This window comes from Stenotrophomonas sp. YJH_SMC_110 (genome assembly GCF_059369255.1).
Window position 1 is genome coordinate 32,390 of sequence record NZ_JCAFSM010000009.1, and the last position, 24,802, is coordinate 57,191.

Annotated in this window: 24 protein-coding genes; 14 read left to right on the forward strand and 10 right to left on the reverse strand. The window is 67.9% G+C overall.

Annotation, left to right across the window (positions count from 1 at the left end; all coding sequences use genetic code 11):
* Positions 1-42 precede the first annotated feature (42 nt).
* From AC5P6H_RS16025 to AC5P6H_RS16050, 6 genes are read left to right on the forward strand one after another with little or no spacing between them, the layout of a single operon-like run.
* A complete protein-coding gene (locus tag AC5P6H_RS16025) occupies positions 43-831 on the forward strand; it encodes an ATP-binding cassette domain-containing protein (RefSeq protein ID WP_241887648.1) in 789 nt (262 codons plus the stop codon).
* Positions 831-1,580 (forward strand): MlaE family lipid ABC transporter permease subunit, encoded by a 750-nt coding sequence (locus AC5P6H_RS16030; RefSeq protein ID WP_005414955.1) that lies wholly within the window; start codon positions 831-833, stop codon positions 1,578-1,580. The genes AC5P6H_RS16025 and AC5P6H_RS16030 overlap by 1 nt, the downstream gene beginning before the upstream one ends.
* A gap of 59 nt (positions 1,581-1,639) precedes the next feature.
* Entirely contained in the window at positions 1,640-2,164 is a 525-nt protein-coding gene (gene mlaD / locus AC5P6H_RS16035; protein ID WP_014039020.1) for an outer membrane lipid asymmetry maintenance protein MlaD, read from the forward strand.
* Positions 2,161-2,829, forward strand: a complete 669-nt coding sequence (locus tag AC5P6H_RS16040) for an MlaC/ttg2D family ABC transporter substrate-binding protein (protein WP_014648935.1) — start codon at positions 2,161-2,163, stop codon at positions 2,827-2,829. Before mlaD ends, AC5P6H_RS16040 begins: the two co-directional genes overlap by 4 nt.
* The gene (locus tag AC5P6H_RS16045; RefSeq protein ID WP_049442550.1) at positions 2,819-3,130 is read left to right on the forward strand and encodes an STAS domain-containing protein; all 312 of its coding nucleotides are present in this window, start codon (positions 2,819-2,821) and stop codon (positions 3,128-3,130) included. Before AC5P6H_RS16040 ends, AC5P6H_RS16045 begins: the two co-directional genes overlap by 11 nt.
* A 1-nt stretch (position 3,131) precedes the next feature.
* A complete protein-coding gene (locus AC5P6H_RS16050) occupies positions 3,132-4,142 on the forward strand; it encodes an MlaA family lipoprotein (RefSeq protein ID WP_049442549.1) in 1,011 nt (336 codons plus the stop codon).
* Positions 4,143-4,226: 84 nt separating this feature from the next.
* On the opposite strand, the gene AC5P6H_RS16055 is transcribed toward AC5P6H_RS16050, so the two are convergent.
* The 3 genes from AC5P6H_RS16055 to AC5P6H_RS16065 all read right to left on the reverse strand — a co-directional run bounded on the left by AC5P6H_RS16055 (position 4,227) and on the right by AC5P6H_RS16065 (position 6,918).
* Complete coding sequence (locus AC5P6H_RS16055) at positions 4,227-4,772, reverse strand: glutathione peroxidase (RefSeq protein WP_014648938.1); 546 nt, start codon at positions 4,770-4,772, stop codon at positions 4,227-4,229.
* Between the two features lie 126 nt (positions 4,773-4,898).
* Positions 4,899-5,288 carry a hypothetical protein gene (locus AC5P6H_RS16060; protein ID WP_049442548.1) on the reverse strand — a complete coding sequence of 130 codons (390 nt, stop codon included), beginning with the start codon at positions 5,286-5,288 and terminating at the stop codon, positions 4,899-4,901.
* Positions 5,289-5,349: 61 nt separating this feature from the next.
* Complete coding sequence (locus AC5P6H_RS16065) at positions 5,350-6,918, reverse strand: DNA recombination protein RmuC (protein ID WP_241887647.1); 1,569 nt, start codon at positions 6,916-6,918, stop codon at positions 5,350-5,352.
* Positions 6,919-6,973: 55 nt separating this feature from the next.
* On the opposite strand from AC5P6H_RS16065, the gene AC5P6H_RS16070 reads away from it, so the two are divergent.
* Positions 6,974-7,579 (forward strand): glutathione S-transferase family protein, encoded by a 606-nt coding sequence (locus AC5P6H_RS16070; protein ID WP_126411548.1) that lies wholly within the window; start codon positions 6,974-6,976, stop codon positions 7,577-7,579.
* Positions 7,580-7,646: 67 nt separating this feature from the next.
* On the opposite strand, the gene AC5P6H_RS16075 is transcribed toward AC5P6H_RS16070, so the two are convergent.
* Positions 7,647-8,654 carry a zinc-binding alcohol dehydrogenase family protein gene (locus AC5P6H_RS16075; protein ID WP_014648942.1) on the reverse strand — a complete coding sequence of 336 codons (1,008 nt, stop codon included), beginning with the start codon at positions 8,652-8,654 and terminating at the stop codon, positions 7,647-7,649.
* Positions 8,655-8,745: 91 nt separating this feature from the next.
* Here AC5P6H_RS16075 and AC5P6H_RS16080 point away from each other — a divergent pair, with 91 nt between their 5' ends.
* From AC5P6H_RS16080 to AC5P6H_RS16090, 3 genes are read left to right on the forward strand one after another with little or no spacing between them, the layout of a single operon-like run.
* Entirely contained in the window at positions 8,746-9,717 is a 972-nt protein-coding gene (locus AC5P6H_RS16080; protein WP_495202876.1) for a LysR family transcriptional regulator, read from the forward strand.
* Positions 9,718-9,732: 15 nt separating this feature from the next.
* On the forward strand, positions 9,733-10,362 hold the full coding sequence (gene leuE, locus AC5P6H_RS16085; protein ID WP_005411716.1) for a leucine efflux protein LeuE: 630 nt from the start codon (positions 9,733-9,735) through the stop codon (positions 10,360-10,362).
* Complete coding sequence (locus AC5P6H_RS16090; protein ID WP_014648944.1) at positions 10,359-10,796, forward strand: hypothetical protein; 438 nt, start codon at positions 10,359-10,361, stop codon at positions 10,794-10,796. The genes leuE and AC5P6H_RS16090 overlap by 4 nt, the downstream gene beginning before the upstream one ends.
* A 23-nt stretch (positions 10,797-10,819) precedes the next feature.
* Here AC5P6H_RS16090 and AC5P6H_RS16095 read toward each other — a convergent pair whose 3' ends face one another.
* Positions 10,820-11,722, reverse strand: coding sequence for a LysR family transcriptional regulator (locus AC5P6H_RS16095; RefSeq protein WP_053494819.1), 903 nt, complete (start codon positions 11,720-11,722; stop codon positions 10,820-10,822).
* A 121-nt stretch (positions 11,723-11,843) separates the two neighbouring features.
* Between AC5P6H_RS16095 and AC5P6H_RS16100 the strand changes: the two genes are divergently transcribed.
* Together AC5P6H_RS16100 and AC5P6H_RS16105 are read left to right on the forward strand one after the other, a co-directional pair.
* Complete coding sequence (locus AC5P6H_RS16100; protein WP_046433390.1) at positions 11,844-12,839, forward strand: aldo/keto reductase; 996 nt, start codon at positions 11,844-11,846, stop codon at positions 12,837-12,839.
* A 175-nt stretch (positions 12,840-13,014) separates the two neighbouring features.
* Positions 13,015-14,442, forward strand: coding sequence for an amino acid permease (locus AC5P6H_RS16105; protein ID WP_495202877.1), 1,428 nt, complete (start codon positions 13,015-13,017; stop codon positions 14,440-14,442).
* A gap of 82 nt (positions 14,443-14,524) precedes the next feature.
* Here the strand turns inward: AC5P6H_RS16105 and AC5P6H_RS16110 are convergent, their stop codons facing one another.
* Positions 14,525-15,766, reverse strand: coding sequence for a dipeptidase (locus AC5P6H_RS16110; RefSeq protein ID WP_049442541.1), 1,242 nt, complete (start codon positions 15,764-15,766; stop codon positions 14,525-14,527).
* Positions 15,767-15,901: 135 nt separating this feature from the next.
* Positions 15,902-17,071: a class I SAM-dependent rRNA methyltransferase gene (locus tag AC5P6H_RS16115; RefSeq protein ID WP_014648949.1), complete on the reverse strand. Its 1,170-nt coding sequence runs from the start codon at positions 17,069-17,071 to the stop codon at positions 15,902-15,904.
* A gap of 386 nt (positions 17,072-17,457) precedes the next feature.
* Here AC5P6H_RS16115 and AC5P6H_RS16120 point away from each other — a divergent pair, with 386 nt between their 5' ends.
* Positions 17,458-18,420, forward strand: a complete 963-nt coding sequence (locus AC5P6H_RS16120) for a TerC family protein (protein WP_414611396.1) — start codon at positions 17,458-17,460, stop codon at positions 18,418-18,420.
* A 106-nt stretch (positions 18,421-18,526) separates the two neighbouring features.
* Entirely contained in the window at positions 18,527-19,297 is a 771-nt protein-coding gene (locus tag AC5P6H_RS16125) for a rhomboid family intramembrane serine protease (protein ID WP_478406190.1), read from the forward strand.
* Between the two features lie 153 nt (positions 19,298-19,450).
* Here the strand turns inward: AC5P6H_RS16125 and AC5P6H_RS16130 are convergent, their stop codons facing one another.
* From AC5P6H_RS16130 to AC5P6H_RS16140, 3 genes are all read right to left on the reverse strand, one after another.
* Positions 19,451-20,557, reverse strand: coding sequence for a glycerophosphodiester phosphodiesterase (locus AC5P6H_RS16130; RefSeq protein WP_346601349.1), 1,107 nt, complete (start codon positions 20,555-20,557; stop codon positions 19,451-19,453).
* A 137-nt stretch (positions 20,558-20,694) separates the two neighbouring features.
* Positions 20,695-22,044 carry a tRNA uridine-5-carboxymethylaminomethyl(34) synthesis GTPase MnmE gene (mnmE, locus tag AC5P6H_RS16135; RefSeq protein WP_180834721.1) on the reverse strand — a complete coding sequence of 450 codons (1,350 nt, stop codon included), beginning with the start codon at positions 22,042-22,044 and terminating at the stop codon, positions 20,695-20,697.
* Positions 22,045-22,047: 3 nt separating this feature from the next.
* Positions 22,048-24,720 carry a polysaccharide deacetylase family protein gene (locus tag AC5P6H_RS16140; RefSeq protein ID WP_495202878.1) on the reverse strand — a complete coding sequence of 891 codons (2,673 nt, stop codon included), beginning with the start codon at positions 24,718-24,720 and terminating at the stop codon, positions 22,048-22,050.
* Positions 24,721-24,802 lie beyond the last annotated feature (82 nt).

Sequence of the window (24,802 nt, forward strand, 5' to 3'; positions counted from 1 at the left end):
CGGGCCCGATCCTTCGATGTCTAAAAAACGTTAATGGTGCCCATGTCGGCTTCCACCTCCAGTCTGGTGCAGTTATCCAACGTCCGCATCGACCGGAGCGGGCGCACGATCCTGCGCGACGTGTCGCTGCAGGTGCCCAAGGGCAGCATCACGGCCGTGCTGGGTCCGTCCGGCAGCGGCAAGTCGACCCTGCTGGCGGCACTGACCGGCGAACTGCGCCCGGTGGCTGGCGAGGTCACCCTGTTCGGCAAGCCGATTCCGCAGGACAGCGGCGCGCTGCTGGAAATGCGCAAGAGTGTGGGGGTACTGCTGCAGGGCAACGGCCTGCTGACCGACCTCACTGTGGCCGAAAACGTCGCGCTGCCGCTGCGCACGCATACCGGCCTGCCGACCGCCGTGCTGCGCCGCCTTGTGGAAATGAAGCTGCATGCGGTGGGCCTCCTGGCCGCTGCCGATGCCTGGCCGCGCGAGCTGTCCGGTGGCATGGCGCGCCGCGTCGCGCTGGCCCGCGCGCTGGCGCTGGACCCGCCGCTGATGATCTACGACGAGCCACTGACCGGGCTGGACCCGATCGCCTCTGGCGTGATCATGAGCCTGATCCAGCGCCTCAACCACAGCCTGGGCCTGACCAGCATCATCGTCAGCCACCACGTGCACGATACCCTGCCGATCTGCGACCAGGTGATCGCCATCGCCAATGGCGGCATCGTGTTCCAGGGCACGCCCGAGGCGCTGCAGTCCAGCCAGGACCCGTTGCTGCGGCAGTTCCTGCACGGCCAGCCTGACGGCCCCATCCCGTTCGATGCCGCACCGCGCGCGAGGGTCGCCTGATGCCGTTCGTCCAAGCCACCCGCTCACTCGGCCGCGCCGGCCTGTTCTCGCTGACCGTGCTGCGTGGTTCGCTGCCGACCCGTGATTTCCTGGCCGAGCTGACCCGCGAGATCTACAAGATCGGCGCGCGCTCGCTGCCGATCATCGCCGTCGGTGGCGCCTTCGTCGGCCTGGTGCTGACGCTGCAGGGCTACCGCACGCTGACCACCTTCGGTGCGGCCGACGCGCTGTCGACCCTGCTCGGCCTGTCGCTGTACCGCGAACTGGCACCGGTGCTGACCGCGCTGCTGTTCATCGGCCGCGCCGGCAGCTCGATCGCCGCCGAACTGGGCCTGATGCGCGCCACCGACCAGATCAAGGCACTGGAGCTGATGGCGATCGACCCGGTGGCCAAGGCCGTGGCGCCGCGCTTCTGGGCGGCGGTGCTGACCGTGCCCCTGCTGACCGGCATCTTCTGTTCGCTGGCGATCAGTGCCAGCTACTTCGAAGCGGTACACGTGCTGGGCCTGGACAATGGCGTGTTCTGGTCGGCGCTGCGCAACAGCGTCGATTTCTGGGATGACTTCGGCGTGGCGATGCTGAAGTCGGCGATCTTCGGCGGCACCGCCGCGCTGGTCGCCGCCTACGTTGGTTTCCACGCCGAGCCGACCATCGAGGGCACCTCGGTGGCGACCACCCGTGCGGTGGTCAACGCCTCGCTGCTGGTACTGATGTTCAACTTCGTGCTGTCGGCAATGTTGTTCACCTAACCCCTCCACCGGCGGTGCGCAGGCGCGCTCGGCCACCACGACTCGATCAGGTAATCCACATGGCCATCCGCGGTCCCAGACTCGAATTCTCCGTCGGCGCCTTCCTGCTGCTGGCCCTGGCCTCGCTGATGGTGCTGGCCGTGGCCTCGACCAACCAGCGCTGGAGCTGGGGCAGCCAGGGCTACGAGCTGAAGGCGCGTTTCTCCCAGGTCGGCCAGCTGCGCAAGCAGGCGCCGGTGAAGATCGGCGGCGTCACCGTCGGCCAGGTCGCCTCGATCGACCTGGATCCGGTGAAGTTCGAATCCATCGTGACCCTGCGCATGGACAGCAAGGTCAAGGACCTGCCGGCGGACACCTCGGCCGGCATCTTCACCAGTGGTTTGCTCGGCGAGAGCTATATCGGTCTGCAGCCGGGCGGTGACCCGGACGTGCTCAAGGCCGGTGACGAGATCGTCTTCACCCAGCCGGCGGTGGACCTGATCCAGCTGGTCGGCAAGTACATGTTCAGTGGCGGCGCCGGTGGTGGCGCAGGCCAGAAGCCCAACGATGGCGCGCAGGCGCCTGCAACGGAACCGCAACCATGAAGATGAAACTGATCCCGGCCCTGCTCGCCTCGGCGCTGCTGGCGGCTACTCCATTCCTCGCCCAGGCCCAGGCCACCGCTCCCGCCCCCGCCGCTGCCGCGGCGCAGGGCCAGGCCGGCAAGGTGGTGATCGATGCCAGCACGCGCATCCTCACCACCCTGCAGCAGCGCCGCAGCGAGTTCAGCAGCAACCCGGCCAGCCTGCGCAGCTACATCGACAGCGAACTGAACCGCACCTTCGATCGCGACTATGCCGCGCGCCTGGTGCTGGGCCCGCACGCCCGCGGCGCCTCGGATGCCGACATCAAGCTGTTCGCCGATGCCATGGCCGACAGCCTGATGCAGCGCTACGGTTCGACCCTGCTCAACATCCAGGGCAAGCCGAGCTTCCGCCTGAAGGGTGAAAGCCCGCTGCCGGGCAACCGTGGCGTGCGCGTGAGCACCGAACTGGTGCGCGCCGGCAACGAACCGACCCCGGTCGAATACTGGATGCGCAACGTGAACGGTCAGTGGAAGATCTTCGACGTCAACATCGAAGGCATCTCCTACGTGCAGACCTTCCGCAACCAGTTCGATACCCCGCTGCGCCAGAAGGGCATCAAGCAGGTGGCCAGCGAGCTGCACAGCGGCAGCATGCAGGCCGGGCCCGCGGGCAATGGCAAGTAACGCACTTGCGCTGCTGGAAGGCGACACCCTGCGCCTGCGCGGGGTGCTTGACCGTGCCGCGGTGATCGCACTGTGGCCGCAGCTGCAGGCCCTGCCGGCCAAGCTGGCGCGGCTGGAGCTGGGTGAGGTCGAGCGCGTGGACAGCGCCGGCCTGGCGCTGCTGGCCGAGCTGGCGGCCCGTGCACGCAAGGCGGGCCATGCGCTGGCCATTTCCGGCGCGCCCGCCGGCTTCAACGAGCTGAGCGCAGCCTACCGGCTGTCGCCCAACCTGGATTTCAACGCTACTTCTGCTGCGAGCTGACATGAACGTCGTACGCACTTTCCCCCTGATCCTCCTGGCCACCGCCCTGACCGCCTGTGCCGGCAAGCCCGCGCGCAGCGATGCACCGGTCGCCAGCACCGTGGTTGCGCCCGGCCCTGCTGCTCCGGCCGCAACGGCCGATACCGGCGGGGTCGACGCTGCTCCGGTCGCCTCCGTGGCCAACTCTGCCGCGCCGACCGCTTCAGCGCCGACGGCTGCGCCGCAGGGCGCAGAGGCCAGGCCACCGAAGGCCGCAGCGTCCACCGCCGCCGCCGGCGACGATGATTTCGACGCCCTCTATGGTGGTACCGGCAACACCGGCAACGCGGCGGCCTACGATCCGTGGGAACCGTTCAACCGCAAGGTGCACACCTTCAACAATGCGGTCGACCGCGGCGTGGCGCGCCCGCTGGCCACCGCCTATACCCATGTGGTGCCGCGCTTCGCGCGCACCGGCGTCAGCAACTTCTTCAGCAACCTGCGTGCGCCGGTGACCATCACCAACCAGTTGCTGCAGGGCCGTGGTGCCGATGCGTGGGACAGCCTCGGCCGCTTCCTGATGAACAGCACGCTGGGCATCGGTGGCCTGTTCGATCCAGCCAGCAAGGCGATGGTGCCGCGTCGCAATGAAGACTTCGGCCAGACCCTGGGTGCCTGGGGCTGGCGTCGTTCGCGCTACGTGGAACTGCCGTTCTTCGGCCCGCGTACCGTACGCGACGTGTTCGGCCTGGCCGGTGACATCCCGTTGTCGCCGATCCGGCGCGTCGAGGAAGACAAGATCCGCATCGGCCTGCAGGGCCTGCAGCTGGTCGACACCCGCGCACAGCTGCTGGCGATCGACGATCTGCGCGACACCGCAGTGGACGAATACGCCCTGGTCCGTGATGCCTGGATGCAGCGCCGCAACTACCAGATCGAGAACGATCTGCGCAGCAAGCGCGACCGCGGCCATGACGATGCCAATTCGCCGATCCCCGTCGATGCGATGCCGATGCCGCAGTGGACCCACTGAGGCCGCGCGACGGTGCATGAAAAACCCCGCCTCGGCGGGGTTTTTCTTTTCCGGTGGGTGCCAACCCTGGTTGGCACGCCGTGCTCAGGCCGCCAGCGCGGCCTCGATGGCCTCGCGCAGGCGCGCGTCATCGGCGGCCACGTCCGGGGCAAAGCGTGCGACGACCTTGCCATCACGGCCGACCAGGAACTTCTCGAAGTTCCACAGCACCGCCGGTGCCGGATGGATCGGGATCTCCTTGCTGGCCAGGCGCTCACGCAGCGGGCCTTCGCCGATCGACTGCGGCTGCGCGGCGGTCAGCTGCTGGTACAGCGGGTGGGTGTCCTCGCCAGCCACGCTGATCTTGGAGAACATCGGGAAACTGACATCGTAGGTGAGCTGGCAGAACTGCTGGATCTCGGCCTCGCTGCCCGGCTCCTGGCCAAGGAAGTTGTTGGCGGGGAAGCCCAGCACTTCCAGGCCCTGCGCGTGCTTTTCCGCATACAGCGCCTGCAGGCCTTCGTACTGCGGGGTCAGGCCGCACTTGGAGGCGACGTTGACCAGCAGCAGCACCTTGCCCTGGTAGTCGGCAAGCGAGGACGGCTGGCCGTCGATGGTGGTGAGGGGAATGTCCTGGATCGGGGTGCTCACGCGGAGGCTCCGGCTACGGCGGGGAATGGCCCACCAGCATAGCGCCGCGCGCGCTGTTGTAGAGCCGAGCCCATGCTCGGCTGATGGTATGGCAGCCGAGCGTGGGCTCGGCTCTACAGGCAGGATTCAGTCCACGCAGATCGTGCCCTGCGCCTTGCCATCATCGATGCGCTGGCGGCACCCGAAGTTCTGGCGCACATCACGCTGGCAGGTACCGGTGGCGGCACTGCCGGCGGCCACCTCGGCTCCGGCCAGGCACTGGCCCGTGCAGTCGCTCTTGCGGCTGCAGGCCTTGCCGGCGTCCGCATAGGGAATCACGCACTGCTCGCGCTGCAGGCGGCCGAGCCGCTGCAGCGTGCCGCCAGCGGCTTGGCAGTCGACGTCACGTGCTTCGCGGTAGGCCTCGCTGGCTTCCGGCGCAGGAGCGGCCGTAGTCGTGTCGGCGACCGGGGGCGTGCTGCTGCACGCAGTCAGCAACGCAGCCAGGACAAGAACGGCACAGGAGCGCAAGCGCATGTCGATACCCGCCACGGACTCAGGGTGCCCAGCATAGCCAGGCGCAGGTGCACGGGACGTGTCAACCCGCATTGCCGTCCTCGTCGTCCTCCGGCGCGTCCAGCTGCTGCATCGGGTCCGGGGTCAGCTCCGGGGGCAGCGCGCGCTTGGCCTTGCTGCCCAGTTCGGCAAGCCGACGGGCGCGGCTGATGGCCGACTGCGGCGAATCGATCAGGCGATTGCGCGCATCGGCGTAGGCCTTGCCGGCATCGTCCAGCTTCTTGCCCATGGCGGTGAAGTCCTGCAGGAACCCGGTCAGGGCGTCCAGCACCAGACCGCCGGCCTCGCTGATCTTCAGCGCCTGCTTCTGCACCTTGTCGCGCGTCCACAGGCGCTCGGCCACGCGCAGCAGCGCCATCAGGGTGTTGGGCGAGGCGAACACCACGCGGTTGTCGAAGGCGAACGCCTGCAGGCTGCCATCGGCGCCCAGTGCGGCTGACAAGGCACCCTCGATGGGAACGAAGGCGATGGTGATGTCCAGCGTCTCGCTGCCCAACGCCTTCGGATAATTCTTCTCGCCCAGGTCCTTAACGTGCTGGCGCAGCGCAACCGCGTGCCTGCGCAACGCGTCTTCCGACTGCTCCGGGGTAGTGGCATTCATGGCTTCCTGCCAGGCGATCAGGTTCACCTTGCTGTCGATCACCACGCTGCGTTCGTCGGGGAACTGCACCACCACGTCCGGTCGCAGGCGCGCACCTTCGTCATCCACGGCATGCTTCTGACGCTGGTAGTGCACGCCCTCTTCCAGCCCCGATCCGCGCAGTACGTTGTCGAGCATCAGCTCGCCCCAGTCGCCGCGGACCTTGGCATTGCCCTTCAGCGCATTCGTCAGCGCCGATGCCTGCGCCGCCATGTCCTGGTTGAGCGTCTTCAGTTCGCCCACCGCACCCAGCAGGCTGGCGCGTTGCCGCGCTTCCTCGCCATACAGCGTATCGACGCGGGTGCGGAAATCGCCCAGCTTGTCGGCGAACGGCTTGAGCAGCCCCTCGATGTCCGCGCGTGACTGCACTGTCGCCTGCCGCACGTTCTTCTCGAACTGCTGTCCGCGTTCGTCGAACACCTTGCCCGCCAGTTCGGCGAAGGCGCCCGACAGCTTTTCCTTGGCGGTATCAAGATAGCTGCGCAGTTCGGCACTGGCCCGTTCGGAGTGCTGCAGATTGGCCACCGCGCGGGCATGTTCACCGTGCAACTGCTGATAGCGCTGCTGCGCCTGCTGCAGCTCGCTGCTGGTCTCCGCAACGGCAGCGCGCGCCTGCGCCAGGGCCGCTTCACGTTCGGCCAGCTGTGCTTCGCGACTGGCCGACAGCGCTGCTTCGCGCTCCACCCGGGCGGTCAGCGTAGTGACGGCCTGTGCGTGCTGCTGGCTGCGGCTCCGTTCGTTCTCCAGTTCAGCGCTCAGCGCATCGAGGCGGCCGCGCAGCTGGCCGGCATCGACCAGGGCGAGGCGATGCTGTTCGCGTTCGCTGTCCAGCAGCCGCTGCAGTTCGTCGGAGGGTGCACCGCCAGCACTGCGACGCCACAGCAGCACCAGCGCGACCAGGGTCGCCAGCAGCAGGACCACTGCCAGGATCATGAGGACTTCGATATTCATGCGATCAGTTTAGCCCCGCTGCGCTAGGCTGGGTCGGTCTGCCCCGGAAGCCCCCATGCTCGCTCTGTACGGAAAGCCCACCTCCATCAACGTGCGCAAGGTGCTGTGGCTGTGCGTCGGGCTCGACCTGCCACTTCACCACGAGCCAGCGCCGCCGGCGGACCTGCTGGCCACACTGAACCCGAACCGGCAGGTGCCGGTGCTGCGCGATGGCGACTTCGTGCTGTGGGAATCCAACAGCATCTGCCGCTACCTGGCCGTACGCGCTGGCCGTGATGACCTGCTGCCCCGCGCGGCACAGGATCGTGCGCGGGTCGAACAATGGATGGACTGGCAGGCCAGCGACCTCAACAGTGCCTGGCGGCACGTGTTCATGGCGCGCGTGCGCCAGCACCCGGACTACCCGGATGACGCCCGCGCCGCAGCCAGCCTGGCGCAGTGGAACCGGCTGATGGCTGTCCTTGATGCACAGCTGGCCACTACCGACGGCTACGTGGCGGGCAACACCTTCACTCTGGCCGACATCGTGCTCGGGCTGTCGACCCAACGCTGGCGCAGCACGCCCGGCAACAAGCCCGTGCTGCCACACCTCGCGGCGTGGTTCGAGCGCCTGCGACAGCAGCCGGGTTTCACCACCCACGTCGACAACGGCGTGGCCTGAGGCAGGGGTCGGATCCCTTTCCCGGGGCAAAGGGATCTGACCCCAAGGGTGCGGGAACGATCCGGCCTTACCAGCCTTCCAGCACGATCTTGCCCTTGGCGCGGTGGCTCTCCAGCAGCGCGTGGGCGCGCCGCAGGTTGGCCGCGTCGATGCGCCCGAAGTGCTCGCCCAGCGTGGTCTGCAGCACGCCCGTGTCGATCAGCTCGGCCACACGGTTCAGCAGGTCGTGCTGGCGCTGCATGTCGGCGGTGCGGTACAGCGGCCGGGTGAACATCGACTCCCAGTGCAGTGACAACGCCTTGCGCTTGAGCGCCATCACGTCCACTTGGCCAGGATCATCGATCAGCCCCAGCTGGCCCTGCGGCGCCAGCAGTTCCACGATCTGCGCGTAGTACTGGTCGGAGTGGGTCAGGCTGGCCACATGCTGCACTTCGCTGATGCCGAGCCGCGCCAGTCCCTCGGCCAGCGGCAGGCGGTGGTCGATCACGTGGTGCGCGCCCATTGCGTATGCCCAGTCCTGGGTATCCGGACGCGAGGCGGTGCCGATCACGGTCAGCCTGGTCAGCTTCCGCGCCAGCTGCACCAGGATCGAACCGACACCACCGGCAGCACCGATCACCAGCAGGGTCTGGCCCTCGCCACCACCCTCGGGGATGCGCAGGCGGTCGAACAGCAGCTCCCAGGCGGTGATTGCAGTCAATGGCAGCGCCGCGGCGGCGGCATCATCGAGGCTGGCCGGCTTGCGCCCGACGCTGCGCTCGTCCACCAGCTGGTACTCGGCATTGCTGCCCGGGCGGTCGATGACGCCGGCGTAGTAGACCGCGTCGCCGGGCTGGAACAGGGTCACCTCGCTGCCCACCGCGTCGACGATGCCGACCGCGTCCCAGCCCAGTACGCGCGGGCCATCGGTGGCCACGCCGCGGCGGACCTTGGTGTCGACCGGGTTCACCGCCACCGCGCGTACCGCCACGCGCAGGTCGCGGGGGCCGGGCTGCGGCAGCTCCAGTTCGATGTCGATCAGGGCCCGGGCATCATCGATCGGCAGGCCGGCGTGGGTATAGGCAATGGCGCGCATGGCAGCGGTCCAGTGGGGAAGGAGGCGACAGGTTGCGCCGCGCGCGCTCCCTCGGAAAGGCGCAGAATCGGGCAGCACTTTCACTCTGGCGATGAAGATGATCCGCATCGACGATCTGCAGCTGTTCGTCCGCACTGCCGCGCTGGGCAGCTTCTCGCAGGCCGCCCGCGAGGCCGACCTGCTGCCCGGGCAGGTCGCTGCGGCGGTGGCACGGCTGGAGCGCGAGCTGGACCTGCGCCTGTTCGTGCGCACGACCCGCAGCCTGCGCCTGACCGGCGAGGGCGCGCTCTACCTGCCGTATGCGCAGGAGGTGCTGGCCACCCTGCGCGAAGGCCAGGCCCGCGTGCAGGGCGAGGACACCGAGCTGCACGGCATCCTGCAGCTGTCGGCGCCGTCGGACTTCGGCCGCAACCTGCTGTTGCCCTGGCTGAGCGCGTTCCGCGCCGCGCACCCGCGGCTGCGCCTGCACCTGCGCCTGTCCGACGAGGTCGCCGACGTGTTCCGCGAACCGGTCGACGTGGCCATCCGCATCGGCCACTTCGATGACGCCAACTACGTAGCCCTGCCCCTGCTGGAAGGCAACCGGCGCGTGCTGGCCGCCTCGCCCGGCTACCTGCAGCGGCGTGGCCCGCCCACGCGCCTGGAGGATCTGCGCGAGCACGACTGCCTGGTCTATCAACTCAATGGCCGCGCCTACGATCGCTGGTCGTTCGAGGTGGACGGGCGCCGCAGCGTGGTTCCGGTACGCGGCCCGCTGGTCTGCGACGACGCCGACGTGGTGCGGCGCTGGGCCGTGGCCGGCGAAGGCATCACCTACAAGTCCTGGCTGGACCTGCGCGAGGATGTGCTGGCCGGGCGCCTGCAGGTGCTGCTGGACGGCGTTGGCAGCAGCATCCCGCTGCAGCTGGTGTGCCCGCATCGCAAGCAGTTCTCACCCGCCGTGCGGCAGCTGCACGCGCAGCTGCGCCAGCACCTGCAACCGCTGCTGTCCGGGATGCCGGTTGGCCCCACCGGCCCCCTGTCGCCCGCCGCAGCGCTGGCCGACAATGGCGGCCCCCAGTAACAGAAGAGCACCGCCATGCCGTGGATGGGCATCCAGGACCTGTGGACGTTTCTGGTCGCCGTGCTGGTGTTTCTCGCCCTGCCCGGTCCCGGTACCTTCACGCTGCTGACTGCCACCGGCCGTGGCGGCGTGCGCGGCGGCTACACCGCACTGGCCGGCCTGCTGGTCGGCGACCAGATCCTGATGTGGCTGGCGCTGGCCGGCGTGGCCGCACTGCTGAAGGCCAATCCTCTGGTATTCCACGCCGTGCAGTACCTCGGCGCGGCCTACCTGGTGTGGGTCGGCATCAGCCTGCTGCGCACGCCCAAGCACGAGGGCGGCGACGCCGGCCCGATCCGCATGCAACCCGGCCGCTACTTCCAGCAGGCGATCCTGGTCAGCCTGCTCAACCCGAAGGCGATCCTGTTCTACATGGCCTTCCTGCCGTTGTTCATCGATCCGAAGGCGCACCAGGGCATCGCCACCTTCGCCGCGCTGGCCGGCATCATCCTGGTGGTCAGTATCGCCTACTGCTCGATGCTGATCGGCGTGGGCAACCTGGCCCGCCGCCGGTTGATCCAGCACCCGCGGATCAGCGATGCGCTGCGTCGCGTGGCCGGCCTGTTCCTGGTGGGGTTCGGCATCCGCCTGGGGCTGAACGGATGAACGGGCGGCTGCCACTGCTCGGCATGACCCTGCTGCTGGCCGGTGCCGCCTCTGCCGGCACCGTGCAGGACCATCGCTGCCTGACGGGCGGTCGCAACGACAACATCCACCTGGAATGGCGCTGGCTGGAAGACGGCCGGGCCGACGTGCGTTACGCCGGCCAGCGCGAGCGCCTGCCCCTGCACCGGATCTCGATGGAGACCACGGTGCTGGCCGAAGATCGCCCGTACCAGTTCGACAGCGTGTGGGAAGAGCGCATCGACGGGCGCCTCAACGGCCGCTACCTGCTGAGCACGCAGGGCGCGCTGGTACTGGATCTGAGCTACGAACGCGCCCGTGATGGCCGTCGCACCACCTTCCACGATGACAGCCAGGCGTGGCAGGAGGATGGCTGCCACTGGCCGGGAGGCGTAGCGGCGCGCGTGGTCGATTGAAGCATGCCAACCAAGGTTGGCATCTACCGGTCGTGCATCTCCGCGCGCAGGTGGTCGATGAACACCCGCAGCTTGGGCGCCATCTGCTCACGCGCCGGGTAGTACAGGTGGAATCCGGGGAATGGCGGCTGCCAGTCCTGCAGCACGCTCTGCAGTCGCCCAGCGTTGATGTCGTCGGCCATCAACGAGGCGAAGCCCTGGGCCATGCCCAGACCCGCCAGCACGGCACCATGGGCGACGCCGGCATCGTTGAACACCAGCCGCCCGCTCACTTGCACGTCCAGGTCGTGGCCGTCGCGGCTGAACTCCCAGGGCATCAGCCGGCCGTTGGCCAGCCGGTGCACGATGCAGGCGTGGCCCTGCAGGTCATGCGGGGTCTGCGGCACGCCATGGCGTTCGAAATAGGCCGGCGTGGCCACCACCACCTGCCGCTCGGGTGGCCCGACCGGCACCGCGATCATGCCCTGTGCGAGTGATTCGCCGAGGCGGATGCCGGCATCGAAGCCCTCGGCCACCAAATCGGTCAGCGCGGGGTCGACGCACAGTTCCACCTGCACCTGCGGGTAACGCGCAAGGAATTCGGGCAGCCGCGGCAGCACCATGCGATCGGCGACGATGCGCGGCAGGGTCACGCGCAGCCGCCCGGCAGGCACCGAGCGCGCGCTGTCCAGTTCGGCAAATGCCTGGTCGATCTGGTCCAGGCCGCCGCGCACGCGCTGCAGGAAACGCGCGCCGTGCTCGGTCAGGTTGACCCGCCGCGTGGTCCGCTGCAGCAGCCGCACGCCCATCCGCGCTTCCAGCGCGCGCACGCTTTGCGACAGCGCCGAGGTCGACACACCCAGGGCATCGGCGGCGCGGGTAAAGCTGGCGTGCTCGGCCACGTGGACGAAAGCGACCACAGCAGTGAGCGGGACGGAGGCATCCATTGTGAAGGCAGCCTTCAAGGTAAGTCCGGTGACACGCAGTTTATCCACATGATGGCGTGGAGGATGCTGTGCCCCTCGCCACTGCCCATCCAGACGTGGCGCCTTCCCCAAGGAGATCCACATGAAGACCCGTACTCTCGGCCCCGCCGGCCCCACCGTGTCCGCCCTCGGCCTGGGGTGCATGGGCATGAGCGCGTATTACGGCGGCCGCGGCAGTGACGATGACGGCATTGCCGTCATCCGGCACGCGCTGGACCGTGGCGTGACCCTGCTCGACACCGCCGATGTGTATGGCCCGCACACCAACGAGGTGCTGGTCGGTCGCGCGATTGCCGGCCGCCGCAACCAGGTGTTCCTGGCCAGCAAGTTCGGCATCGGCCTGGACCCGGCTGACCCGAAGGCGCGGCAGATCAACGGCCACCCGGACTATGTGCAGGCCGCCTGCGAGGCCAGCCTGCGTCGCCTGGGCGTGGACCACATCGACCTGTACTACCAGCACCGCGTCGACCCGACCGTGCCGATCGAGGACACCGTGGGTGCCATGGCACGCCTGGTGGAACAGGGCAAGGTGCGCTGGCTGGGCCTGTCCGAGGCCTCGGCGGCCACCCTCCGCCGCGCCCATGCGGTGCACCCAATCACGGCGGTGCAGAGCGAGTACTCGCTGTGGTCGCGCGAGCCGGAGCAGAACGGAGTGCTGGCCACCACGGCGGAGCTGGGCATCGGCTTCGTGCCGTATTCGCCGCTGGGTCGTGGCTTCCTGACCGGCGCCATCCGCAGCCCGGACGACTTCGACGCCGACGATTACCGGCGCACCTCGCCCCGCTTCGAAGGCGAAAACTTCCAGCGCAACCTGGCATTGGTGGACACCGTGCAGGCGCTGGCCGCCGAGCGCGGCATCGCTGCCTCGCAGCTGGCGCTGGCCTGGGTGCTGTCGCGCGGCGGGCATATCGTGCCGATCCCGGGCACGACGCGGCGGGCACGGCTGGACGAGAACCTCGCTGCACTGCAGGTGGAACTGGATGCGGCCACGCTGGACGCATTGGATGCGGCCTTCCCGCTGCATGCCGCGGCCGGCGAACGCTATTCGGTCAGCGGCATGGCCAACATCGAGTCCTAGCGGGGGCCGGGACGAACGTACACCGGTGGCTGCCGCCGGATTATGCCGATTCCGGCAGCCTGGCCGGGGCGCAGCGCGTGCCCCGCCATGCATGACCCCCGTCAGTGGTAATGCTGCGCTGCGTTCGGTCACACTCGGGAACTTGTCGTTCTTAGTCACCCCTTCCGAGGCCTGCATGTCCCTGTTCCGGCGCAAGTCCCTAGATTCCGTCACCGTCCACGAAGCCGGCAGGCGCCTGATCCCGACGCTCAGCTGGCCGCACCTGATCGCACTGGGCATCGGTGCCATCGTCGGCACCGGCATCTACACGCTGATCGGCGTCGGTGCCAATCTGGCCGGCCCGGCCGTGCTGATCTCCTTCGCCATCGCCGGTGCGGTCTGCGCCTGTGCGGCGCTGTCCTATGCCGAGCTGTCGACGATGATGCCGACCGCCGGCAGCGCCTACACCTACAGCTACAGTGCGCTGGGCGAGGTGTTCGCCTGGGTGGTGGGCTGGAGCCTGATCCTGGAGTACTCGCTGGTGGTGAGTACGGTGGCGGTGGGCTGGTCCGGCTACTTCGTCGGCTTCCTCGAATGGGTCCACACCCAGTTCGGCTGGAACGTGCACCTGCCGGCCTGGCTGGCAGCCGGCCCGCACGTGGAAGGCGGCATGATCAACCTGCCGGCGATCATCATCACCTGGCTGGTGGCCGGCATGCTGATGGCCGGGACCAAGGAAAGCGCCACGCTCAATGCCATCCTGGTGGTGTTCAAGCTGATCGCGCTGGCGATCTTCGTGGCCGTGGCCCTGCCTGCGTTCGACAGCGCCAACCTGCAGCCGTTCATGCCGTATGGCTTTGCCAAGTCGATGGGCCCCGATGGCGTCGAGCACGGCGTGATGGCGGCAGCGGCGATCATCTTCTTCGCCTTCTACGGCTTCGATGCGATCTCCACTGCTGCGGAGGAGACCAAGAACCCGGGCCGTGACCTGTCGATCGGCATCATCGGTTCGATGATCGGCTGCACCATTGTCTACGTGCTGGTGGCGCTGGCCGCAGTGGGTGCGATGAGCTACGCCGTGTTCGGGCACAGCGCCGAGCCGCTGGCGCTGATCATGCGCCAGCTGGGCCATCCGACAGCGGCGATGGTGATCGGCGTGATTGCGATCATCGCGCTGCCGACCGTGCTGCTGGCCTTCCTGTACGGCCAGAGCCGCATCTTCTTCGTGATGAGCCGCGACGGCCTGCTGCCGCGTGGCCTGTCCAAGGTCAACGCGCGTACCGGCACGCCGGTGGCGACCACGCTGTTCACTGCGGTGGTGGTGTCGGCGCTGGCCGGCGTGGCCCGCCTGGACGAGATCGCCGCGCTGGCCAATGCCGGTACCCTGGCCGCGTTCACTGCAGTGGGCGTCTGCCTGGTGGTGCTGCGCCTGCGCGAACCGAACCGCGAGCGCAGCTTCCGTACGCCGGCTGCTTTCGTGGTCGGCCCGCTGGCCGCGCTGGGCTGCATCTACCTGTTCCTCAGCCTGCCGCACAGCACCCAGCTGTACTTCCTGCTGTGGAACGTGGCCGGCCTGGTGCTGTACTTCCTGTACAGCCGCCGCCACGCACTGATCGCGAAATAACCGGCTCGCCGGTGGTGCCGGCCGCTGGCCGGCAACTCGTATCCTGTTGTGCCGGCCAGCGGCCGGCACCACCGCAGGGCGGTCAACCGCCCTGCTTTGCGGCGTAATCCTGCGCCTGGCGCATCACTCGCAGCAGGTTGCCGCCCCAGATGCCGGCAATCTGCTGCTCGGTATAGCCCTTGCGCAGCAGCCAGGCGGTGATCTTCGGCAGCTGGCTGACATCGGGCAGGTCACTCAGGCCGCCGCCGCCATCCCAGTCCAGGCCGATACCCACGTGCTCGGGGCCGACCACCTTGAGGATGTGCTCGAAGTGGGCGAAGAAGTCGTCCAGGCTGGCATGCCGCACGGGGTGTTCATGGTCCAGTGCCTGTTCGGCTTTCAGCAGGGCCACGCCCTGCTCGATGCCCATGCCTTCCCAGCCGCCCAGCTGCCTGCTCAGCGCTTCTTCGGCCTGCTTGCGCTCGGGTGTCTTCGCCGTGTCGATCAGGTAGCCGCCATAGGCGTTCACCTGGATCACGCCGCCGGCCTTGGCCAGCTTGCGCAGCCGCGCGTCATCAAGATTGCGCGGGTGGTCGTACACCGCCTTGGCCGAGCTGTGCGACAGCACGAAGGGCACCGGCATCATCGCCAGCAGGTCGTCGAACACCGCGTCCGAGGCATGCGACTGGTCGATCACGATGCCCAGCTTCACTGCCTGCCGCACCAGCTCCTTGCCGGCCGGGCTCAGGCCCTTCCACTCCGCGCCCTTGGGGTCGGTGGCCGAATCGGCGAACTCGTTGTTGGCGAAGTGCACGGTGCTGAGCAGGCGCAGGCCGGCGCGATGGTAGAACGAGAGCAGGCTCGGGTCTTCCACCAGCGGGCTGGCGTTTTCCATGCTGATGTAGACCACGCGCTTGCCGGCGGCCTTGATCCGCGCAGCATCATCGGCGGTCAGTGCCAGCGCGAAGCGCGCGGGATTGGCCGCCAGCATCTCGCGGATTTCCAGCAGTCGCTGCAGGCCGTGGTCACGCTCGACCAGGTGGGCCGCTGCGCTGCGATCGCCCTGGTCGGTGTAGATCGCCCAGAAACCACCATCGAGCGCACCTTCGACCATGCGCGGGTAGTCCACCTGCGAAAGCGCGTTGCGGTCGTGGCGCTGCTCGATGTCGAAGCCGGTCCGGCCGAAATTTGCCGGCGTATCCAGGTGGCTGTCGAGCGTGACCAGGCGCTGCTGCAGCGCCTTGGCACGGGCCAGTTCCTCGGCGCTGAACTCGATGGCGTGAGCCGAAAGCGGCGCGCACAGCGCCACGGCGAGCACGACGGACAGGTGGCGCAACGATGGCATGGGCTCTCACCGGCATTGGGAAGAGCCCGACCATAGCGCCGCACCCGGCCTTTTTGTAGAGCCGAGCCCATGCTCGGCTGCCAGACAGATCAGCCGAGCGTGGGCTCGGCTCTACAGAGATCGGCAGTGACGCGGTCAGTCCACCACGCGGCAGAACACGGCCTTCAGGTAACGCGATTCCTGCACGTGGGCCATGAACGGGTGGTCCGGACCGGCGCCGGCCACCTTCAGGATCTGGATCGTGCGGCCGGAGAAATACGCCGCGCGGCGCAGCATGTCGAGGAACTGGTCCTCGGCCACCAGGCCGGTGCAGGAGAACGTGGCGAACAGGCCGCCCGGCTTGACCACGCCCAGCGCCAGCTTGTTCATGTCCAGGTACTTCTTCAGCGCAGTGATGACCTGGTCGCGGTCGCGGGTCATCTTCGCCGGGTCCAGGATCACCACGTCGTACTGCTCGCCACGATTGGCCGCATCACGCAGCCACGGGAAGATGTCGGACTGGACGAACTTCGGGCGCACGTTGTTCAGGCGCGAATTGCCCTTGGCGATCTGGATGACGTCTTCATCGATGTCGATGCCGACCACTTCCGAGGCGCCTCGCGCCGCCGCGTACACCGCAAAACCGCCGGTGTTGCAGCACAGGTCCAGCACGCGCTTGCCTTCCACCTGCTGGCTCAGCCACTCGCGGTTCTCGCGCTGGTCGGCGAAGAAGCCGGTCTTGTGCGCACCGGCCGGGTCGGCGCGGAACTTGATGCCGTACTCGGTGATCACCGACGCTTCGGTGGTGGTATTGCCGTGGAAATCGAAGCTTTCCTGTTTCTGCACGTGCTCATCGGCGAAGCTGTGGAAGCGGCAACCCGGGAACTGCTCGCGCAGGGCGTCGTAGATCCACTCGCGGTGGCGGAACATGCCGGCGGCGAAGAATTCGACCACCACCAGGTCGCCGTAGCGATCCACCACCAGGCCGGACAGGCCGTCGCCTTCGCTGTGCACCACGCGCCAGGCGTCGGAGACCGCGTCGAGCTTGAGCACCTCACGGCGCAGCGACACCGCCTGGGCGATCTTGCGCGAGAACCAGCCGGCATCCACCGGCACGTTCTGGTCGGTCTCAAGGATGCGCACGGCAATACGCGAATGCCCGTTGTAGAACCCGCGGCCAACGAACTCGCCATCAATGCCGACCACGTCGACGATGGAACCGGGCTTGGGCCGGACGGTCGGCTTCTCGACCAGTTTCTGGAAGATCCACGGGTGGCTGGAGCGCCACGCATTCTTGAGGCGGACAATCGGAAGGGGGGTATTCATCCACCCATTGTAAACCGGGCGCCGGGGTCAGATCCCCGCAGGGGCTCTGACCCTCGCCGGCGTACCAACCAAGGTTGGCACCCACCAGGCCGGAACGGGCTCGGGAATGGGGTCAGAGCCCCTACGGGGATCCGACCCCTCGTCCCCCATTTGACGTCGGCCCAGCCAGACGGCAGAATCGGCGCCAGAAGGGGAGTAGCTCCCAGACGTTGTCGCCGTCATTTCGAGCCCGCAGGCTCCGGTGCAACGGCAGTTCCAGCCGACTGGAACTGCGAGCGAGACCTTCGCCGTACTGGCGAAGCTCTGTCCCTGGATCCCCCTCCCGATCCTCCGTTGCAGATCCTCGCCGTCCGGCCTGGCATTCATCTTTCCAACGGACATTCCCAATGCAGACGATCGGTAACGTGTGGTTGTGGGGCGGCTTCGCAGCGGTGGTGGTCATCGCCCTGCTGGTCGACCTCGTGTTGATGCGCCATGGTGGACCGCACAAGGTCACCTTCAAGGAAGCCCTGTGGTGGTCGATCGGCTGGGTCGCGCTGGCCCTGCTGTTCAACGCCGGCCTCTGGTACTACCTGAATGAGACCGCCGGCCAGGTGGTGGCCAACAAGGTCGGCCTCGAATTCCTGACCGGCTACCTGGTCGAGAAGGCGCTGGCGGTCGACAACATCTTTGTGTTCCTGATGATCATGAGCTACTTCGCAGTACCGGAGGAGCAGCGCCAGAAGGTGCTGATCATCGGCATCCTGGGTGCGATCGTGCTGCGTACGATCATGATCTTCGCCGGCAGCGTGCTGATCAGCCAGTTCCATTGGCTGCTCTACGTGTTCGGTGCCTTCCTGCTGTTCACCGGCTGGAAGATGTGGTTCGCCGCCGGCCAGGAACCGGATCTGGAAACCAACCCCGCCCTGCGCTGGATGCGCAAGCACCTGCGCCTGCTGCCGGACTACGCCGGCAATGCGCTGAGCGTGACGCGCGATGGCGTGCGCTGGTTCACCCCGCTGTTCGCGGTGCTGATCCTGATCGCGGTCACCGACGTGATCTTCGCCGTGGACAGCATCCCGGCGATCTTCGCGATCACCACCGACCCGTTCATCGTGCTCACCTCCAACGTGTTCGCGGTGCTGGGCCTGCGTGCGATGTTCTTCCTGCTGGCCGGCATGGCCGACCGCTTCCACCTGCTGCCGTACGGCCTGGCGCTGGTGTTGGCCTTCATCGGCATCAAGATGATGATCATCGACCTGTTCAAGATCCCGACCCCGGTGTCGCTGGGCGTGGTCGCGGTGATCATCGCCGCCACAGTGGTGCTGAGCCTGAAGTACCCGCCGAAGGAAGGCTCGGGCCACGCCTGAGCCTGAGCGGTGGGAAGACGCGGCCGGCGGGATTGTCCCGCCGGCCGCACCCACTCTCCCGCAACAGTGGCCTTGGTTTCGCGCCAGCCACCGCCATTGCTGAGGTATGGACAACAACACGCCCCTGCCCGCCGGCGACGTGCCGCCCCCCCGCAATGACCGCTCGCGCATCCTGCGGGCGTTCAATGTCAGCCTGGCGGCCGTGCTGGTGCTGGTGGCCGTGTTCGCCCTGCAGGGCACGTTCGACTGGCGACCGTGGGCGGTTGCGCCGCTGGAAGCCAAGGGCCTGCTCGGCCTGATCGGCGGCCCGATGCTGCATGCCTCGGTCGAGCACATCGCCGCCAACAGCATCGCCATCCTGATCCTCGGCACCCTGGCCGGCAGTGTGTATCCCAAAGCCACCGTGCGCGCCCTGCCCCTGCTGTGGCTGGGTTCGGGCCTCGGCGCGTGGATGCTGGGCAATCCGGGCAGCGTGCACCTGGGTGCCAGTGGCGTGACCCATGGCCTGATGTTCCTGCTGGCCAGCCTGGGCCTGCTGCGCCGTGATCGTGCAGCGATCGCCACCGGCCTGATCGGCATGCTGTTCTACGGCGGCATGCTGATGACCGTATTGCCGCACGCCGATGGCGTGTCCTGGCAGTCGCACATGGGCGGCGCCTTCGCCGGCATCATCGCCGCGCTGCTGTTCCGCAACGCCGACCCCCTGCCGCCGCGCCAGCGCTACAGCTGGGAAGACGAAGAAGACGAGGCCGAGCCGCTGGCCGACGACGAGCTGGAGCCACCGTCACCGCAGCGCGTGCCGGTGCTGTGGCAGCCGCGCGAGGGCCAGGACTACGTGGTGATCCCGTTCCGCCGGCCGGACGAGCCGCGCAGTTGAGGGGACGGTCGTGCCGGCCGCTGGCCGGCAACCTCATGAACCGGTAGTGGCCGACCTTGGTCGGCGCGGTTGTTGCGTGCCAACCAAGGTTGGCACCTACCAGAGCACACCGGCCCCCGGGTAGCGCCGGGCCATGCCCGGCGCGTTGATCGCTCAGTTCCCCGCTGTGCCCATCCCATCCACCGCCTGCCGGCCCAGCGCCGGATCATCGGTGAAGAAGGCATCGATGCCGGTCGCCAGGTAGGCGCGCATCTCGGCGATCGAGCCTTCGACGTTGCGCGCGTTGTCGGCGCCCTTGCGCAGGTTGCTGGGCTGGAAATGGTTCTCCGGGCGGAAGGTGTACGGAATCACCATCAGGCCGGCCGCGTGCGCATCTCGTACCAGCGAGGTCGGCGTGCCCAGCGCGCCCTTGGCATCCAGCGGAATGATCGAACGCAGCTCGGGGCCGATGCCATCGGCGTAGCCGGCGATGTCCTTCAGCCCGGCCGGGGTCATCATCTGTGCGTAGGTCAGCGTGCCGCCGGCCTTGGCGATGTCGGCCGGCTGGGTATCGCCCTTCCACAGCAGCTGCAGCAGGCGGATGTTGCTGCCCCGGCCGATCTTGCCATGCAGGTAGCGCAGGTTGGCGGTCTCGAACGACTGGATCGTGACCGGGCCGACATTGGTGTACGCGTTGCCACGCAGCGCGGCCAGCAGCTTGTCTTCCATCGGCAGGCCGATGGACTGGAAATAGGTCGGGTGCTTGATCTCCGGCACGAGGCCGATGCCACGGTTGGCGCGCCCGGCCTGCTGCACCAGGAAGGCCAGGATCTCGTCCAGGCTGGCGATGCGGAACTGGCCGTCGTAGGCGGTACTGCGCAGTTCCGGCAGGCGCTCACGGGCGTACAGGGTCTTCAGCTCGGCCAGGGTGAAGTCCTCGGTGAACCAGCCCTCGACCTGCTGCCCATCGATCACCTTGCGGGTGCGGCGGCTGGCGAACTCCGGATGCGAGGCGACGTCGGTGGTGCCGCCGATCTCGTTCTCGTGGCGGGCCACCATCACCCCGTCCCGGGTCATCACCAGGTCCGGTTCGATGTAGTCGGCGCCATCGGCGATGGCCTGCGCATACGAGGCCAGGGTGTGCTCGGGCAGCAGTGCGCTTGCCCCGCGATGGCCGTAGACCGACACCTTGGGCACGGCCGGGGTGGAGGATTCAGCACTCATGGCCACCGATGGTGCCACGGCCAGCGACAACAGCAACGCACAACCCCACGACTTCACTGCGACTTCCCCAAGCGGTATGTGATGGGCGTCAGTATGCGGCGGCAATGTGACAGGTGGGGGAAGCCAGTCCCTGTAGAGCCGAGCCCGTGCTCGGCTGACGGGTAGAACAGCCGAGCATGGGCTCGGCTCTACAGTTACTTGCCGATGCAGAAACTGGAGAAGATCCTCCCCAGCAGATCATCGGCACTCATCTGCCCGGTGATCTCACCCAGCGCATCGTGGGCCAGCCGCAGTTCTTCGGCGGCCAGCTCCAGGTGCTCGTGCGCCAGCTCGCCATCGGCGCGCTGCGCATGTTCCTGCGCGCGTTCAATCGCATCCACGTGGCGCGTGCGCGCGGAGAACTCGCCGTCCACCTGCTCACCGGCACCGGCCGAAGCAATCGAACGCAGGCGCGCATGCAGATCGTCGAGCCCGGCGCCGGTGGCGGCCGAAACGAACACCCGATCCGGATCATCCAGCGACGGCAGCGCCGCCAGCAGATCCGACTTGTTGTGGATGTAGAGCTTGTGCGGTACCGCCGCCACGGCCTCGCCCAGCGCCGCTTCACCGGCCGCCGGATCGCGCGCATCCAGCACGATCAGCGCCAGGTCGGTGCGCTCGATTTCCACGTGGGCGCGGCGCATGCCTTCGCGTTCGATGGCGTCGCCGCCGTCGCGCAGGCCGGCGGTGTCGACCAGGGTCAGCTCCAGCCCGTCCAGGCGGATGGTTTCGCGCAGGGTGTCGCGGGTGGTGCCGGCGATGTCGGTGACGATGGCGCGTTCGCTGCCGGCCAGCGCGTTGAGCAGTGAACTCTTGCCCGCATTCGGCGGACCGATCAGCACCGCGTGCAGGCCATCGCGCAGGCGACGGCCGCGTTCGGCATCGCGGCGCAGAATGGCCAGATCGCTGCGCGCCTGTTCCAGCCCACGCCGCACCTGCGCGCCGCCGAGGGTATCCAGCGGTTCGTCGGCGAAGTCGATGGCCGCTTCCACGTGGATGCGCAGCATCACCAGCTGCTCGACCACCGCATCGATGCGGCGCGAGAACACGCCATCCAGTGAACGACGCGCCGCGCGTGCGGCACGGTTGTCGCCCGCGGCGATCAGGTCGGCGATGGCCTCGGCCTGGGCCAGGTCCAGCTTGCCGTTGAGGAACGCCCGTTCGCTGAACTCACCCGGCCGCGCCTGGCGCGCACCGAGCGCGATGCAGCGCGCGACCAGCTGCTGCAGCAGCACCGGGCTGCCATGGCCCTGCAGTTCCACCACCTCTTCGCCGGTGAAACTGTTCGGTGCCGGGAACCACAGCACGATGCCATCGTCGATGACCTCGCCGTCGGCATCACGCAGGCGCGCGTAGTGCGCGTGGCGCGGGCGCAGTGCAGGCGCCCCCAGCGCATTGGCAATCGCCGCAGCGCGCGGACCGGACAGGCGCAACAGGCCGACACCGCCGGCGCCGGGGGCGCTGGCGATGGCCACGATGGTGTCGGTGCGGATCGCGTCGTTCATGGCTCAGAGCTTCTCCAGCTGCGCGCGCGCCTGGGCCGCGCCGCTGCCCTGCGGCTGCAGCGCCAGGTAGGTGGTGTAGGCCTGCTTCGCCTTGGCCTTGTCGCCGGCGTTGAAGTAGGCATCGCCCAGGTTCAGATGGGCCACCGCGCGCGACGGGTCGATCTTCAGCGTGTTCTCCAGCCAGCGCGCGGCTTCCGCATAGCGCTGCTGGCGGTAGTAGACGAAGCCGAGGTTGTTGGCGGCCTGGGCGAAATCAGGACGCAGCTTCAGCGCTTCGGCGAACTGCGCGGCTGCCTCGTCGTACTGCTTCTCGCGGTACAGCTGCAGGCCGCGGTCGTTGGCCTGCTGCGCGCGCTGGCGGTCTGACGCCGGGCCAGCGGTGGGCACCACCAGCTTGGCCTTGCCACCCTGCAGGTCGGCCACCGTCACCGGCGCCTGGCTGCCCTTGGCCTCGCTGGCCGCATCCACCTTGTTGTTCAGCGCGATCGCATCGGCGGTCAGCTGGCGCGTATCGGCGTTGAGGAATTCCTGGCTGTCCGGCACCTGGAACACGAACTCGCCGCCCTGCGAACCGGGCAGGCTGCCGAAGGCCGGGGTCTGGTGCGAGACCGCCGATACGGCCGGCGCCACGTAGGCGGCCAGCTCGGTACCGGTGATCAGGCCGTCGCCGTTGAGGTCGCCCTTGCCGGCCAGCGCCTGCAACAGCACCCAGGTGAACACCGAATGGCCGTTGGGGCCAGCATCGGCCACCTGCTGGTCGGCACCACCGGCGGTCAGCATCTGCCGCGCGCTGCGACGCGCGTTCTCGCGCAGGAACGACGACGACGACGGGCCACCGCGGGTCAGGCCCAGGCCGCTGTAGCAGGCATCCATCACGAACATCACATGCTTGGCCTGCATGCTCTCGGCAATGTTCTGGATGTCGGTCATCGCGATGGCGTCGGTGGCGAATTCCTTCGGGTCCGAATCGACCGGAATGATGTAGCCCAGGTCGCGCCCGGAAGCGAGCTGGCGGGTCGCGCCATGGCCGGCGAAGAACACGAACACGCGGTCGTTCTTGCCGGTGCGGTCATCTGCCAGGCGATCGTGGAAGGCCGCGAGGATGTTGTTGCGGGTCGCCTGCTCGTTCTTCAGCACGATCACCTGCGAGGACGGGAAGCCGAACTGCCCGGTCAGGGTATCGGCCACCGCCTGCGCGTCGTGGCTGGCGTACTCCAGCTTCGGCCACTTGGCATAGTTGTCGATGCCGACCACGATCGCCCAGGACTTCTCGTAGCCGGTGGTGACCGTGGCGGCACCGGCTTCACCCTTGCGCGCACGGGCGACAGTGAAGTCACGGCCGTTCCAGCCGGCGAACTGGTAACCATCGGCGATCAGCCGGTCGAGGATCTGCGGCAGCGCCTTCACCGCACGATCGTGGATGTCGTGGAACAGGATGATGCCGCGCTGTTCCTTGTTCACCTGGTCTAGCACGCGCTGCACGATCGATTCCGGTACCGGGTCGGCCCAGTCCATCGAGTCGATGTTCCACATGATCGACTTCAGCCCGGCCTCGTTGAGCAGCTGCAGGCCTTCGGCATTGCGCGCGCCATACGGGAAACGGAACAGCGGCGCGCGCTTGCTGTCGACATCCTTCAGCAGCGTGTCGGTGTCGAGCACCTGCTGGCGCAGCGCGTCACCGGTGGTGCGCGACAGCTGGGCGTGGGTCAGGCTGTGGTTGCCGACCGCATAGCCCTCTTCGATCAGGTTGCGGCTGATCTTCGCCATCGGGCCGAGGCTGACCTTGCCATCGGCCTCGACCTTGCCAAGGTTGCGGCCCACTTCAAAGAACACACCCGGCACGTCGTAGCGCTTGAGGATGGCCACCACTTCATCGGTATAGGCCTTGTGCGGGCCATCGTCGAAGGTCAGCACCACGGTCTTGGCCGGCAGGTCGCGGCCGAAGATCTCGCGGTCGCTGTCCTTCATCGACATCGGGTAGGGCTCGATCACGCCGTAGTCGCGCAGGATCGCTTCGCGGCTGTAGTCCTTGTGCAGGTGGGCGATGTAGTCGTCCCACTTCTCACGCTTCAGCTCGATGGCACGGGGGCGCTCGAAGCGGCTGAAGATGCGGGTCAGTTCCTGGTTGTAGTTTCGCTCGATCTCGTCGAGTGCCTCCAGGTCCTCGCCGATGCGCTGGTGCAGCTTGACCGCCGGCAGCGACGAATCAGTGCCGACCCGCTCATGCAGATCACGCAGCACTTCGCGGAAGGCCAGGCGGTCGGCGTCGAACAGTTCCGGCGCCGACTCGATGTAGTCCAGCACGGTGCCGAGGGTGGCGAAGCGCTGCGGGCTGGAGCCGCGCAGCAGGGTGTCGAACTGCGCGGCGATCGCCGTGCGCTGTTCCAGGCCATCGTGGAACAGCTGCTGGCCCACACGCGTGGAGGTGCCGCGGTCGGCGGCCGATTGCTGTTCCTCGTCTGCCAGCAGCACGATGATCCGGCGGTAGCCGTCGAGCTGCTTCTGCAGCGCCGCCAGCAACGGCGCGGCGGCCGGATCGGCGGCGGCCGCGGCCTGCGCGCTTGGCTGGGTGACGGTGGTCGCCGGCGCCTTCGCGTCCTTGTCGCCGCAGCCGGCAACAACCAGGGTCAACAACAGCGAGGGCAGGAACAGGCGGAACGACGACGCACGCGGCATGGCGGACTCGAAGGTGGGAGGAACGGTGTGCCGGCGATTCTACCGCCGCATGCGAAAAGCCCGCCTTGCGGCGGGCTTTTGC

Bases quoted from the DNA above. Each gene is read 5' to 3' on its own strand.
- AC5P6H_RS16025 (WP_241887648.1), top strand. From the start codon at position 43: ATGTCGGCTTCCACCTCCAGTCTGGTGCAGTTATCCAACGTCCGCATC.
- AC5P6H_RS16030 (WP_005414955.1), top strand. From the start codon at position 831: ATGCCGTTCGTCCAAGCCACCCGCTCACTCGGCCGCGCCGGCCTGTTC.
- mlaD (WP_014039020.1), top strand. From the start codon at position 1,640: ATGGCCATCCGCGGTCCCAGACTCGAATTCTCCGTCGGCGCCTTCCTG.
- AC5P6H_RS16040 (WP_014648935.1), top strand. From the start codon at position 2,161: ATGAAGATGAAACTGATCCCGGCCCTGCTCGCCTCGGCGCTGCTGGCG.
- AC5P6H_RS16045 (WP_049442550.1), top strand. From the start codon at position 2,819: ATGGCAAGTAACGCACTTGCGCTGCTGGAAGGCGACACCCTGCGCCTG.
- AC5P6H_RS16050 (WP_049442549.1), top strand. From the start codon at position 3,132: ATGAACGTCGTACGCACTTTCCCCCTGATCCTCCTGGCCACCGCCCTG.
- AC5P6H_RS16060 (WP_049442548.1), bottom strand. From the start codon at position 5,288: ATGCGCTTGCGCTCCTGTGCCGTTCTTGTCCTGGCTGCGTTGCTGACT.
- AC5P6H_RS16065 (WP_241887647.1), bottom strand. From the start codon at position 6,918: ATGAATATCGAAGTCCTCATGATCCTGGCAGTGGTCCTGCTGCTGGCG.
- AC5P6H_RS16070 (WP_126411548.1), top strand. From the start codon at position 6,974: ATGCTCGCTCTGTACGGAAAGCCCACCTCCATCAACGTGCGCAAGGTG.
- AC5P6H_RS16075 (WP_014648942.1), bottom strand. From the start codon at position 8,654: ATGCGCGCCATTGCCTATACCCACGCCGGCCTGCCGATCGATGATGCC.
- AC5P6H_RS16080 (WP_495202876.1), top strand. From the start codon at position 8,746: ATGAAGATGATCCGCATCGACGATCTGCAGCTGTTCGTCCGCACTGCC.
- leuE (WP_005411716.1), top strand. From the start codon at position 9,733: ATGCCGTGGATGGGCATCCAGGACCTGTGGACGTTTCTGGTCGCCGTG.
- AC5P6H_RS16090 (WP_014648944.1), top strand. From the start codon at position 10,359: ATGAACGGGCGGCTGCCACTGCTCGGCATGACCCTGCTGCTGGCCGGT.
- AC5P6H_RS16095 (WP_053494819.1), bottom strand. From the start codon at position 11,722: ATGGATGCCTCCGTCCCGCTCACTGCTGTGGTCGCTTTCGTCCACGTG.
- AC5P6H_RS16100 (WP_046433390.1), top strand. From the start codon at position 11,844: ATGAAGACCCGTACTCTCGGCCCCGCCGGCCCCACCGTGTCCGCCCTC.
- AC5P6H_RS16105 (WP_495202877.1), top strand. From the start codon at position 13,015: ATGTCCCTGTTCCGGCGCAAGTCCCTAGATTCCGTCACCGTCCACGAA.
- AC5P6H_RS16110 (WP_049442541.1), bottom strand. From the start codon at position 15,766: ATGCCATCGTTGCGCCACCTGTCCGTCGTGCTCGCCGTGGCGCTGTGC.
- AC5P6H_RS16115 (WP_014648949.1), bottom strand. From the start codon at position 17,071: ATGAATACCCCCCTTCCGATTGTCCGCCTCAAGAATGCGTGGCGCTCC.
- AC5P6H_RS16120 (WP_414611396.1), top strand. From the start codon at position 17,458: ATGCAGACGATCGGTAACGTGTGGTTGTGGGGCGGCTTCGCAGCGGTG.
- AC5P6H_RS16125 (WP_478406190.1), top strand. From the start codon at position 18,527: ATGGACAACAACACGCCCCTGCCCGCCGGCGACGTGCCGCCCCCCCGC.
- mnmE (WP_180834721.1), bottom strand. From the start codon at position 22,044: ATGAACGACGCGATCCGCACCGACACCATCGTGGCCATCGCCAGCGCC.
- AC5P6H_RS16140 (WP_495202878.1), bottom strand. From the start codon at position 24,720: ATGCCGCGTGCGTCGTCGTTCCGCCTGTTCCTGCCCTCGCTGTTGTTG.